Below are 12,906 nucleotides of genomic sequence, written 5' to 3'. Positions count from 1 at the left end.
TCGGCACGCGACCGCGCGCTGCGCGGTCCCGCCGTTGTCAGATGTCGAGTGTGCAGTTTCCCGCCGCGGCGGAGATGCAGGTCTGAACCTTGTCGCCCTCGCGGCGTTCCTCACCGTTGCGCAGATCTCGCGCATGACCGGAACTCAGTGTGACGACACAGGTTTGGCAGATGCCCATACGACAGCCGAACGGCATCTGCACACCGACCGACTCACCCGCCTCGAGCAGGCTGGTCGCGCCGTCGACCTCGACCGAGCGGTCGGTCCTGCCGAAGGTCACCGTGCCGCCCTCGCCCACCGCCGACCGCGCGATCTCGAACCGCTCGACATGCAGCTGATCCGACAGACCCGCTGCGCGCCAATGGGATTCGATCTCGTCGAGCATGCCCGCCGGGCCACAGGCCCAGGTGTCGCGCTCGCGCCAGTCGGGGAAACGCTCGTCCAGATCGGCGAGCGCGAATTTGCCGTTCTCGCCGGTCAGATGCAGGTGTGAGGTGAAACTCGGGTGACGGTCGTGCATGTCGCGCAGTTCCGCGCCGAACATCACATCCTCGGCGGTGCGCGCCGAATGCAGGTGCGCCACATCGGTGACCCGGTCCCTGCGGTCCATGGCCCGCAGCATCGCCATGACGGGAGTGATGCCACTGCCCGCGGTGAGGAACAGCACCTTCTCCGGCGGCGGATCGGGCAGCACGAATCCGCCCTGCGGCGCCTGCAATCGGACGATGGTGCCCTCGGACACACCGCCGACGAGATGGCTGGAGAGAAAACCCTCCGGCATGGCCTTCACGGCGATGGAGATCAGACGTCCACCGCCGCGGCCGGGTTCGGTCCAGTTCGGCGGACAGGTCAGTGAATACGAGCGCCAGTGCCAGCGGCCCTCGACCAGGATGCCGATGCCGACGTATTGACCCGGCTGGTACTTGAAATCGAAACCCCACCCCGGCTTGATGACCAGCGTCGCGGAATCGGCGGTCTCCTTGCGCACCTCCACGATGCGGCCGCGTAATTCCCGGGCCGACCACAGCGGATTGGCCAGGTGCAGGTAGTCGTCGGGCAGCAGCGGTGTGGTGACCCGCGCGACGGCGCCGCGCAGCACATTCAGCCTGCCGCCGCGCTCGGCGACACTCGCGGCCGGAGCCTCCAGCCACTCGCGGACATTCTTGAAGACCATTCGGTGCCGTTCGTCTCTCTTGTCGTGCGGCCACCGTCGGTGCCGTCTGTCCGCAAGGTTACGGCATCGTAGGTTGTGTCGGTCGGGCGACGGCCGATCGGTCCGCGCGGGTCCGTTCCGCCTACAGCAGTTCGAGCAGGAACGGCAGTTCCTGGGCGGCGTACCAGGCCAGCTGATGGTCCTCGGCGTCGCCGAGGACGAATTCGGCGTCGGTATCGCCGAGGTCGGCGGCGTCGACCACGTCGACGGCCTTGGCGACCTGGGGCTCGGCCTCCGCCAGGTCGACGTGCACCGAGGCGATCTGGTTGTAGGTGATCGGCCCCGCGAGTTTGACCACGGCGTCATCGAGGTCCGGCCGCAGTTTCGTGCCCGTCACGTCCGCGGCGACGACCGCGCGCCGGTACACCGGGCTGCTCGCCGACGCGGCGCCCGAGGCGTCATCGATATCGCCGCTCTCGGCATCGCCGGAATCCCCGCCGCCGACGAAATCGTCGCGTTCGGCCGCGAGCAGTCGCAGCGACGCGCGCGCCGCCTCGACCATGGCGACCTCGGCCAGTTCGTCGTCGTCGCCGGAGGCGTACGCCTCGCGGAGCGCGGGGGTGACCGCGAACGCCGTGCCGCCGATCGGGAACATCTCCCGGTCCGCGACCAACCCGCGCAGCATCGGCACCGTCGCCGGGATGTAGACCCGAATCGCGGGGCGATCGGATTTGTCAGACGCAGGCACCGAGCATCTCCTCCATGGACTCGTGCACCGCCGCGGCGAGCACTCCGATATCGGCCATCGCGTCGCGGTCGGCGTTGAGTCCGTAGAAGACGTGCCCGTCGTAGGACGTGATCCCGATACTCGAAGCCTGCCTGCGCAGCAGCGGCGACACCGGATACATCTCCAGCATCCGCGCGCCACCGATATACATCGGCGTCTGCGGACCCGGCGCGTTGGTGATCACCAAGTTGAACGTGTGCTCTGCGAACGTACTCGCCGCCCTGACACTGACCGCGTGCAGGCTCGCCGGAGCGAACCCGGCCAGATGCACCAGGGTGCGGGCGCGCACACCGCGGCGATGCCGGTTGTTGGCGTCGGTCGCGTGCGAGATGTGCGACAGGCGCATCACCGGATTGGGTTCGCCCACCGGAAGATCGATGAGGAACGAGGAGACCTCGCCCGCCGGATTGAGCTGATCGCCGTTCGGATCCTCCAGGTACACCGACATCGGCACCACCGCGCGCAGGGTGGCCTGTTCGGTGAGCGCCTCGTCGCGCGAGAGCAGCCAGTTCCGCAGCGCGCCGGTCACCACGGCGAGGATCACGTCGTTGATCGAGCAGTCGAACCGCTTGCGGATCTTGCGGTAGTCCTCGAGGTCGGTCCGGGCCACATCGAAACGGCGGCTGCGCGAGGTCTTGGCGTTCAGGGGGCTGTCGGGTGCGCCCGCCGTCGCGGCCTTGACCGCGGTGACCACCGAATCCACCGCGCGGCCCGCCGCGGCGACCATGGCGAAGGCGTCCGCGCTCGCCCCCCGGACGACTTCGAGCGCCTCGCGCGGCTGCGCCGCCAGATGGCCGAGCGCGCCGACCAGCAGTTCCACCTCGTTGGGTTCGCGCGGGGCGACCCAGGCGTCGTCGGCGAGACCGCGCGGCGACGGGCTGGTGTCGAGGATCACGTGCCCGATCTCGAGCGCGCTCTCCCCGTCGACCAGCGCCGAATGGGTTTTCGTGAAGATCGCGCTGCGACCGTCGGAAAGTCCTTCGATCAGATTCATCTCCCACAGCGGTCTGCCCTGGTCGAGCGGTCGCGAGGCCAGCCGGGCGACCAGGTCGTGCAACTGGTCGTCGGTGCCGGGACTCGGCAGCGCGGAGCGGCGGACGTGGTAGGTGATGTCGAAGCGGCTGTCCTCCACCCACACCGGCCTGCCGAGGGCCAGCGGGATCTCGCGCACCTTGCGTCGGTAGCGGGGGACCAGCGAGAGCCTGCTCTCGACCAGATCCACCAGGCTGTCGTAGTCCAGCGATGATTCGTCGTCGGTGTTCCGGACGATCGCGAGGGAGCCGATATGGATCGGATTGCTGCTCGACTCGAGCCGATAGAACGACGCGTCCTGCGGCGTCAGTCTCGTGATCACGCTGCCCGGTACTCCCTTCCGCTGCACTGCACCCCGGCCGCCCGCGTTCCGCCTGCTCGCACACCGCGTCTTCGCGATTCCGCCGCGCGGTGTGCCCCGGTACAACGCCTCATTGTGGTGCGCTACAACGAACCGTAGGCGTTCTTGTGGCATATCAAGCGAAATGGACGCATTCCTTTACCCGTGCCCTCGTCGTGGCCGACCGTCTCCGAACGTCTCCGGTCTCCCGATTCGATCACAGGGGGAGGGGGAATGCGCGGCGAGCGGCTGCGGACGTCTTACATCGTACGGCGCACCCGCCGCCGCGCGCACCCGCGACGAGTACGGTGAAGGCGAACGTCCCACGGCCCGGTGACGGAGTCGGGCGAGCAGCCACGACGCAGGTCACCGGCGCCTACCATGGGTGCGGCATTAGCATGGAGCGTGCTGCGGATTCCGTCGTTCCCGGCGGAGTGCGTGCGCACCGGCCGCGCACACCGCCCGACCCGGGTGGGGGCCGTACACATGACACACCGACCAGAGGACTGACGAGACCCGTGCCTGCGCTGACACTGACGAGGTTGCTACGGATTGGTGAGGGCCGCACGGTCAAGCGGCTGGCCCACGTCGCGGACGAGGTCCTCGAACTCGGGTCGGAGATCGAGCTGCTCACCGATGCCGAACTCCAGGCCAAGACCGGCGAGTTGAAGGAGCGCTACGCCGAGGGCGAGACCCTCGACGACCTCCTGCTCGAAGCATTCGCGGTGGCCCGCGAGGCATCGTGGCGCGTACTGAACCAGAAGCACTACAAGGTTCAGCTCATGGGTGGCGCCGCCCTGCATCTCGGCAATATCGCCGAGATGAAGACCGGTGAGGGCAAAACCCTGACCTGTGTGCTCCCGGCCTACCTGAACGCGCTGTCCGGCGAGGGTGTGCACGTCGTCACGGTCAACGACTACCTGGCCAAGCGCGACGCGGAGTGGATGGGCCGCGTGCACCGCTTCCTCGGTCTCGAGGTCGGCGTCATCCTGGGCGGGATGAATCCGGCCCAGCGCCGCCAGGCCTACGCCGCCGACATCACCTACGGCACGAACAACGAGTTCGGCTTCGACTACCTGCGCGACAACATGACCCATTCGCTGGACGATCTGGTGCAGCGCGGGCACAACTTCGCCGTGGTCGACGAGGTCGACTCCATCCTGATCGACGAGGCCCGCACCCCGCTGATCATCTCAGGTCCGGCCGACGCCTCCTCCAAGTGGTACGCCGAATTCGCGCGTATCGCCCCGCTGCTCAAGAAGGACCTGCACTACGAGGTCGACATCAAGAAGCGCACCATCGGCGTGCACGAGGCGGGCGTGGAATTCGTCGAGGATCAGCTCGGCATCGACAATCTCTACGAAGCGGCGAACTCCCCGCTGGTCAGCTACCTGAACAACTCCATCAAGGCCAAGGAGTTGTACAACCGCGACAAGGATTACATCGTCCGCGACGGCGAGGTCATCATCGTCGACGAGTTCACCGGGCGCATCCTGGTCGGACGTCGCTACAACGAGGGTATGCACCAGGCGATCGAGGCCAAGGAAGGCGTCGAGATCCAGCCGGAGAACCAGACCCTGGCCACGATCACGTTGCAGAACTACTTCCGCCTCTACGACAAGCTCTCGGGTATGACCGGTACCGCCGAGACCGAGGCCGCCGAGCTGCACTCGATCTACAACCTCGGCGTCGTCCCGATCCCGACCAACCGGGCGATGGTGCGCGCTGATCAGTCGGACCTGATCTACAAGACCGAAGAGGCCAAATTCGCGGCCGTGGTCGATGACGTCACCGAGCGGCACGAGAAGGGCCAGCCGGTGCTGATCGGTACCACGAGCGTCGAGCGCTCGGAGTACCTGTCCAAGCAGTTCACCAAGCGCGGTATCCCGCACAACGTGCTCAACGCGAAATTCCACGAGAAGGAAGCCGAGATCATCGCCGAGGCCGGTCGGCCCGGCGCGGTGACCGTCGCGACCAATATGGCCGGTCGTGGTACCGATATCGTGCTCGGCGGCAACCCGGACATCATCGCCGACATCCTGCTGCGCAAGCAGGGCCTGGATCCGGTCGAGACCGCCGAACAGTACGAGGCGGCGTGGCATTCGGCCCTGGATCAGGTCAAGGCGCAGACCGAGGAGGACGCCGACGCGGTGCGCGACGCGGGCGGGCTCTATGTGCTCGGCACCGAACGGCACGAGTCGCGGCGTATCGACAACCAGCTGCGCGGTCGCTCCGGCCGTCAGGGCGATCCGGGTGAATCCCGCTTCTACCTGTCGCTGGGCGACGAGTTGATGCGGCGCTTCAACGGCGCGGCCCTCGAGTCGATCATGACCCGCCTGAATCTGCCCGACGACGTGCCGATCGAGGCCAAGATGGTGTCCAAGGCCATCAAGAGCGCGCAGACCCAGGTCGAGCAGCAGAACTTCGAGATCCGCAAGAACGTCCTCAAGTACGACGAGGTCATGAACCAGCAGCGCACCATCATCTACGGCGAGCGCAACCGGATCCTGCGCGGCGAGGATATGGAAGGCCAGGTCCAGGAGATGATCACGGACGTGGTCACCGCCTACGTGGACGGCGCCACCGCCGAGGGTTACGTCGAGGACTGGGATCTGGACAAACTGTGGACCGCGTTGAAGACGCTGTACCCGGTGAGCGTCGACGCCAAGGAGCTGACCGGCGAAACCGAGGTCGGCGAGGCGGGCGACCTGTCCAAGGACGAACTGGCCGAGGCGCTGCTCGACGACGCGCACGACGCGTACGCCAAGCGTGAGCAGGAGATCGACGGTCTCGCGGGCGAGGGTTCCATGCGCAACCTCGAACGTCAGGTGCTGCTGTCGGTACTCGACCGCAAATGGCGCGAACACCTCTACGAGATGGACTACCTCAAGGAGGGCATCGGCCTGCGCGCCATGGCGCAGCGCGATCCGCTCGTCGAGTACCAGCGCGAGGGTTTCGACATGTTCGCCGCGATGTTGGAGGGGCTGAAGGAGGAGTCGGTCGGCTTCCTGTTCAACCTCCAGGTCGAGGTGCAGCAGCCGCAACCCGAAGGTGTCGCCATCGATCCGGGTCTGCGTTCGCCGGTCGGCGCCACCGCACCGCGTCCACCGGTGTCGACCGAGAAGGCTCCGGCCGCCAACGGCGCACCGGCGGCGTTGCGCGCCAAGGGAATCGGCGATCCCAGCCCGCGCGGCTACAGCTACTCCGGCCCGGCGGGCCCGGACGACGGTGGGCACGCCGCGGTCCACGACGACGTCCAGGAGTACGGCGACGACGACGGTGCGGGCACCACCCGCCGTGAGCGTCGCGAGGCCGCTCGGGCGCAGGCCAAGTCGGGCCGCTCGCCCAAATCGCGTCGCAAGCACTGAGTCGGGAATATCGAAAGCGCCCACGGATCTCGATCCGTGGGCGCTTTCCTTTCACCGGGTCAGAGCCGGTTCCACGGACAGACCGCGTCGACGGCGGCTTCCAGGAACAGGTACGGGTATTTCACGGCGGGTCTGGTCTGCTCGGCGAGGCGCATGCGATTGCGCGCCGTGTTGCCGTGGGTGTCGAGGTATTTGCATTCGGCCTGGGCCAGTTCGATCGCGGCGTCCTGCGTCGGATAGTCGGCGTCGTCGTAGTCGGTCCGCCGCAGGAACAACAGGTCGGCGGCATTGCGCGCGGGACCGGGATTGCCCTTGGCCGCCGAATCGGCGTCGCTGCTGGTGGAATCCACGGCGGGCGCCGCGTGGGCGCCGTGCGCGCCGCCCGCGAACAGCGCGGCGCACGCGAGGGTACTGCCCAGAATCGTGCGCACTGTTCTCGATAGGTATCGCGTGTCGAGCGGTGCGGTCATCCTCGTCCTCTCGAATTCTCGTGAGCAGAGCTATCTCCGGCCGACGCGGTCCCGAGCGACGGGCAGACGGTATCGAAAAGAAACCCCCTGTTCGGGGCACAACATATCGGAAAGCTCGAGCGGACTGAGGGTTTCGCGATTCTTCGGCAAACATTGGGGAACCGAGTGGTTTTCGGTCTGTAATCACCGAATTCGAGGGGGAAGCGTTCGCGCTGAGCCCGGAATACCGGGCGGTCCTGTAGCGGTCTTCCGGGGCCGGGACGGTGTGGCGGGCGATGCGCAGGCCCTGGCCGTACCGTCCACGGTATGGGCGACAACGAATCTCCGCGCGACTTTCCCCGATTCACCGAACAGGGGTATTGGCAGTGGCGCGACGAACTGGAGTCCGGACTGTCGGTGGACGCCCCCGAGGCCGCCCGGTCGCTGGTACACGAGGCGAACGGGTGGTACGAGGCCTTCCTGCGGAACCGGCGGCGGCTGCTGATCCGCCGATCCATCCTGCACGGACTCGGGATCACCGTCGTCGCGCTCGGCGTCCTGGCCGCGGCGGTCGTCGCCGGGGTGTACTGGCGCGATCGGGTATGGGCCACGGTGCTGTGCGGGGTGCTCGCGGCGCTGGCGCTCTACCGATACGTCAGCACGCTGGCCGCGACGAGAGCCGCGCACAACCTCGAACACCGGGTGCTGTCACGGCAATTCCCCGCACCCCAGGCGATCTGGGAGGAGACGGTGCGCAAACACACCGGCTGAGCGCCGACCCGGTTACCACGCCTCGTTCGTATTGAGGGCCTCGAGTAGCAGGCGGATCGCGGCGACGCGCCGTTCCTTGCCGGGGAGTTGGTCGAGCGCGCATTCGGGATCGGTCGGCGGGCCCAGATGGGTGCAACCGCGCGGACAGTCCTCGATGGCGGCGGCCAGGTCGTCGAATGCGGCGATCACGTCGTCGGGGGTGATGTGGGCGAGCCCGAACGAGCGGATACCGGGCGTATCGATGACCCAGCCCCCGTTCGGCAGCGGCAGCGCCACCGATTGGGTCGACGTGTGCTTGCCCTTGCCGACACCGGACACCTCGCCGACCGCCCGTTCTGCTTCCGGCACAAGGCGATTCACCAGCGTCGACTTGCCGACGCCGGAATGCCCGATGAAGGCGGTGAGTTTTCCGTCGAGCAACTCGAGAACCGGCTCGATGGGGTCGTCGACGCCGCCGTAGATGATGGTGAAGTCGAGATCGTCGAAGGCGGCGGCGAATTCGGATTCGGCGTCCAGATCGTGTTTGGTCAGGCACAGGATCGGCCGCAGGCCACCGGCGAACGCCGCGACCATGGCGCGTTCGACGAATCCGGTGCGCGGCGGCGGATCGGCCAGGGCCACCACGATGAACAATTGTTCGGCGTTGCCGACGACGACGCGTTCGAAGGGATCGGTGTCGTCGGCGGTGCGGCGCAGCACCGTCGTGCGATCGGAGACCCGGACGATGCGCGCCAGCGTGTCCGTGGCTCCGGACAGATCACCGACCACGTCGACCTGATCGCCGACCACGATCGGGGTCCGCCCCAGTTCACGGGCGCGCATCGCGACGATGCGCCGGTCCGGATCACCGTCGAGAACGCATCCCCACCGGCCGCGATCCACCGCGACGACCATCGCGGCCTCGGCGTCGTTATGCCTGGGCCTGGTCTTGGTCCTCGGCCGTGAACTCTTGCCCGCACGAACCCGCACGTCGGTTTCGTCGTAGCTGGCTACCTTGCGGCTCACGGCCGAGCCCCGCTGACGTTCAGCGCGCCACTCCCGGCCCGGATAACGCGGTGTCGAGCATCCGCTCCCACAGCGAGACGAAATTCGGCAGGGTCTTCGCGGTCGTGCCGATGTCCTCGATCTCGATATCCGGCACCCGGAGCCCGAGAATCGCGCCCGCGGTCGCCATCCGGTGGTCGGCGTAGGAATGCCAACGGCCGCCGTGCAATTCGGCGGGCTCGATCTCGAGTCCGTCCTCGGTTTCGGTCACCTTGCCGCCGAGCCGGTTGATCTCGGTCGACAGCGCCGCGAGCCGGTCGGTCTCGTGGCCGCGCAGATGCGAGATACCGCGCAACCACGACGGCGAATCGGCGAGTGCGGCGAGCGCGGCCACGGTCGGGGTCAGCTCGCCGACGTCGTGCAGGTCGATATCGATGCCCGCGAGGCGGTCCGGTCCGCGCACGGTGAGCACACCGTCGAAGATGCGCGCCTCCGCGCCCATCCGTACCAGGATCTCCCGGATCACGTCACCGGGCTGGGTGGTGAGCCGTGGCCAGTGCGGAATGCTGACCTCGCCGCCGGTGACGGCCGCCGCTGCCAGGAACGGCGTCGCGTTGGACAGATCCGGTTCGATATCCCAGTCCACGGCCCTGATCGGGCCGGGCCGCACCGTCCAGGTCTGCGCGTCGCGGCTGTCGGCGGGGGTCTGCACCTCCACGTCGGCGCGGCGCAGCATCTCCACCGTCATCTCGATATGCGGCATCGACGGCAGTGCCTTGCCGTCGTGATGGACGATCAGTCCCTCGTCGAAGCGGGCGGCCGAGAGCAGCAGACCCGAGATGAACTGCGACGAACCCGAAGCATCGATGGTGACCGAGCCGCCGCGCAACCCGCCCTTGCCGCGGACGACGAAGGGCAGCGTGTCGCCGTCGATATCCGCGCCGAGCCCGCGCAGCGCGTCCAGGATGGTCCGCAGCGGACGCACTCTCGCCTGCGCGTCGCCGTCGAAGGCGACGTCGCCGTTCGCCAACGCCGCGACCGGCGGCAGGAAGCGCATCACCGTGCCCGCGAGACCGCAGTCGACCGAACCCGCGCCCAATGCCGCGGGGACGACGGTGAGCGTCTCGGCCTCGCCGGTGATATCGGCGCCGAGCGCGCGCAGAGCGCCGATCATCAGGTCGGTATCCCTGCTGCGCAGCGCACCGGTGATGGTCGAAGGCCCGTCCGCCAGCGCGGCCAGGATCAGCGCGCGGTTGGTGATGGATTTGGATCCGGGCAGGGTGACGTTCGCGTGGACTGGGACATCGACATGGGGCGCTGGCCAATAGGTCACGTCACCATCTTCGCCCATCCGCCGACCGGACACGCGGGCGGTCGTGAACTGGCCGGTAATTTCGGTCCTCGCGTCGTTCGCGACGACCGTGGGCGCGGTGCGGGCACACGAGCGGGGCGCGGGGATCGAGATCCCGCGCCCCGCTCGGCATTGTCGGCTCCGACGGCCTACTTGTGACGTCCGTGCAGGAACGGCACCACCTTGCGCAGCAGTTTCATGGTGGATTCGGTGCGCGAGTAGCTCAGCAGAGCCATGCCGGGAACCGTGAACCGCTGCACCGCGATCGAATGCGGACGGGAGAATTCGCGCAGGCCCGGCTCACCGTGGATCCGGCCGATACCGGAATCGCCGACACCGCCGAAGGGCAGTCCCGCGATGGCGGCGAAGGCGAGTACCGAGTTCACCGAGGTGGCTCCGACGCGCAGTCGGCGCGCGATCTCCAACCCGTTGTTCTTGGAGTAGACCGCCGAGGACAGGCCGTATTTGGAGTTGTTGGCCAGCCGTACCGCTTCGTCGACCCCGTCGACGGTGCGAATGGTGAGGGTGGGTCCGAACGTCTCCTCGGCCACGGCCTCGGAATCCTCGTCGACGTCGACCAGCACGACGGGTTCGATGAACGGGCCCTTGATCGACTCCGGGCCGCCGAGCACGGCGGTGCCGCCGTTCTTCAGCGCGTCGTCGATGTGGCGACGGACGATATCGATCTGGCTCGGCATGGTCATCGGGCCGTAGGACGCCTTGCTGTCGGAACCCGGCTTGACATCCTGGAGGATCCGCTTGACCTCGGCGACGAATTCGTCGCGCACCGAACGATCCACGTACACCCGCTCGACCCCGGCGCAGGTCTGGCCGCTGTTGGCGGTGGCGCCCCAGGCGACCGCGTCGGCGGCGGCCTTGACGTCGGCGTCGCCGGCGACGATCACCGCGTCCTTGCCGCCGCATTCGAGCAGCACCGGCGTCAGCGTCTGCGCGGCGGCGGCCATGATCCGCTTACCCGTCGCGGTGGAACCGGTGAAGGCGATCTTGTCGACACCGGAGGCGACGAGCGCGGCACCGGTGGCGCCGAGACCGTTGATGGTTTCGAAAATGCCTTCCGGCAGTTCGGGATTGGCCTTCTTGAAGGCCTGCGACAGGAAGTTGCCGATACCGGTCGAGTACTCGCTCGGCTTGAAGACGACGGTGTTGCCGCCCGCGAGCGCGTAGGCGATGGAGCCGTTGGGGGTGTAGACGGGGTAGTTCCACGGCCCGATCACACCGACCACGCCGAGCGGGCGCTGTTCCAAGCGCGCGGAGAAGTTCGACATCAGCGCGCCGGGGGCGATCTTCTTGGGCGCGAGGTATTTCTTGGCGTTCTTGGCGGCCCAGGCGATGTGTTCGAGGGCGAGCATCAACTCGAGGTACGCGTCGTCGAGCGGCTTACCGTTCTCCCGGTGGATGAGCGCGCAGAATTCGTCGGACTCGGCGACGAGACGGCTCGACCAGCGCAGCAGGTGTTTTCTGCGGTCGTCGAAGCTGAGCGAACCCCAGGTGGACGCGGCGGTACGGGCCTTGTCGACGGCCGCGCGCACCGCGTTCTCGTCGGCGATCGTGTAGGTCGCGATGACCTCGCCCGTGGCCGGGTCGACCGACTGGAGCGCCGTATCGGGGGCGGTGGGTGTGGTCTCGGTGGTTGTCACGGTGGGACTCTCCTCTTACCTGGGGGCGGCCGGTCGGTGCGCGTGCCGGAGCGGAGGGTCTGATCCAACCCCTCCGTTGAGAGAATGCTAAGCGAAAACTCTCACCAGGTCACCACAATGCCCCTTTGTCTCCCGTTTCGGCTCCGACCTTTGTCGGGCCGGGATGGCAGGATCGAAATATGTGCGGACGATATGCCACCACCACGGACCCGGGCCGGCTGGCGGTCGAGCTGGACGCCATCGATGAGACCGACGGTGACGGCCGGGCGGGCACCAGCGGATATGCCAACTACAACGTCGCCCCGACCACCCAGGTGCTCACCGTGGTCGAACGCCACGATCGTGCACATCCCGACGACGACCCGGCGCTGCGGATCCGGCGCATGCGCTGGGGCCTGGTCCCGGTCTGGACCAAGGTCGCCGAACCCGGTGTCCCGGTGAAGGGCAAACCGCTGTTCAACGCCCGCGCCGACAAGGCCGCGACCACCGCGTCGTTCCGCGACGCCGTGAAATACCGGCGCTGCCTGGTGCCGATGGACGGCTGGTACGAATGGCTGGTCGAACCCGCCGTCGGTATCGACGATCGCCGCGACGGGGCCAAGGGCAAGGCCGCCAAACAGCCGTATTTCATGGCGAACGCCGACGGCTCTCGCCTCTACATGGCCGGACTGTGGTCGGTCTGGCGTGATCGTTCGCTGCCGGAGAGTTCGCCGCTGCTGTCGTGCACGATCCTCACCACCGACGCGGTGGGCGAGCTGACCACGATCCACGACCGCATGCCGCTGCCGATGCCGCGCGCGCACTGGGACGCCTGGCTCGACCCGGACCATCCCGCACCGGACGAACTGTTGCGGACGCCCGAACCCGAATCCGTGGCGGGCATCGTCGCCAGACCGGTCTCGCCGCTGGTGAACAGCGTGAAGAACAACGGTCCGGAATTACTGGCCGACGTCGACGGCTCGGCGCCGAAGGCCGGGCAGATGCGTCTGCTCTGATCACCCGGCCTTCGACAG

General features: G+C 67.6%; 10 protein-coding genes. 3 read left to right on the top strand and 7 right to left on the bottom strand.

The genetic code is table 11. The annotated features are described in order from the left end of the window. Positions 1-37: 37 nt before the first annotated feature. The 3 genes from JZ792_RS07195 to JZ792_RS07185 form a co-directional block, all read right to left on the bottom strand. A complete protein-coding gene (locus JZ792_RS07195) occupies positions 38-1,174 on the bottom strand; it encodes a ferredoxin reductase (protein ID WP_216908088.1) in 1,137 nt (378 codons plus the stop codon). A 121-nt stretch (positions 1,175-1,295) separates the two neighbouring features. Continuing rightward, positions 1,296-1,868 carry a DUF6912 family protein gene (locus JZ792_RS07190; protein ID WP_438804301.1) on the bottom strand — a complete coding sequence of 191 codons (573 nt, stop codon included), beginning with the start codon at positions 1,866-1,868 and terminating at the stop codon, positions 1,296-1,298. Between the two features lie 19 nt (positions 1,869-1,887). Continuing rightward, a complete protein-coding gene (locus JZ792_RS07185) occupies positions 1,888-3,294 on the bottom strand; it encodes a WS/DGAT/MGAT family O-acyltransferase (protein ID WP_216908087.1) in 1,407 nt (468 codons plus the stop codon). Between the two features lie 536 nt (positions 3,295-3,830). Between JZ792_RS07185 and secA the strand changes: the two genes are divergently transcribed. After that, positions 3,831-6,680: a preprotein translocase subunit SecA gene (secA, locus tag JZ792_RS07180; RefSeq protein ID WP_216908086.1), complete on the top strand. Its 2,850-nt coding sequence runs from the start codon at positions 3,831-3,833 to the stop codon at positions 6,678-6,680. Positions 6,681-6,739: 59 nt separating this feature from the next. Here the strand turns inward: secA and JZ792_RS07175 are convergent, their stop codons facing one another. Further along, entirely contained in the window at positions 6,740-7,150 is a 411-nt protein-coding gene (locus JZ792_RS07175; protein ID WP_216908085.1) for a DUF732 domain-containing protein, read from the bottom strand. A 306-nt stretch (positions 7,151-7,456) separates the two neighbouring features. Between JZ792_RS07175 and JZ792_RS07170 the strand changes: the two genes are divergently transcribed. Continuing rightward, the gene (locus JZ792_RS07170) at positions 7,457-7,900 is read left to right on the top strand and encodes a hypothetical protein (RefSeq protein ID WP_216908084.1); all 444 of its coding nucleotides are present in this window, start codon (positions 7,457-7,459) and stop codon (positions 7,898-7,900) included. A gap of 12 nt (positions 7,901-7,912) precedes the next feature. Here JZ792_RS07170 and rsgA read toward each other — a convergent pair whose 3' ends face one another. The 3 genes from rsgA to JZ792_RS07155 form a co-directional block, all read right to left on the bottom strand. Beyond that, entirely contained in the window at positions 7,913-8,905 is a 993-nt protein-coding gene (gene rsgA / locus JZ792_RS07165; protein ID WP_216908083.1) for a ribosome small subunit-dependent GTPase A, read from the bottom strand. A 19-nt stretch (positions 8,906-8,924) separates the two neighbouring features. Further along, positions 8,925-10,235, bottom strand: a complete 1,311-nt coding sequence (aroA, locus tag JZ792_RS07160; RefSeq protein WP_216908082.1) for a 3-phosphoshikimate 1-carboxyvinyltransferase — start codon at positions 10,233-10,235, stop codon at positions 8,925-8,927. Positions 10,236-10,384: 149 nt separating this feature from the next. Beyond that, a complete protein-coding gene (locus JZ792_RS07155) occupies positions 10,385-11,893 on the bottom strand; it encodes an aldehyde dehydrogenase family protein (RefSeq protein ID WP_216908081.1) in 1,509 nt (502 codons plus the stop codon). 179 nt (positions 11,894-12,072) lie between these two features. On the opposite strand from JZ792_RS07155, the gene JZ792_RS07150 reads away from it, so the two are divergent. Continuing rightward, positions 12,073-12,888, top strand: coding sequence for an SOS response-associated peptidase (locus tag JZ792_RS07150; RefSeq protein WP_216908080.1), 816 nt, complete (start codon positions 12,073-12,075; stop codon positions 12,886-12,888). Positions 12,889-12,906: the final 18 nt, after the last annotated feature.

Origin of the sequence: Nocardia noduli (genome assembly GCF_019038455.1) — a bacterium.
Taxonomy (GTDB): domain Bacteria; phylum Actinomycetota; class Actinomycetes; order Mycobacteriales; family Mycobacteriaceae; genus Nocardia; species Nocardia noduli.
The sequence above is the reverse complement of the archived record's forward strand: the minus strand, read 5'-3'. Positions and strand labels throughout refer to the sequence as shown.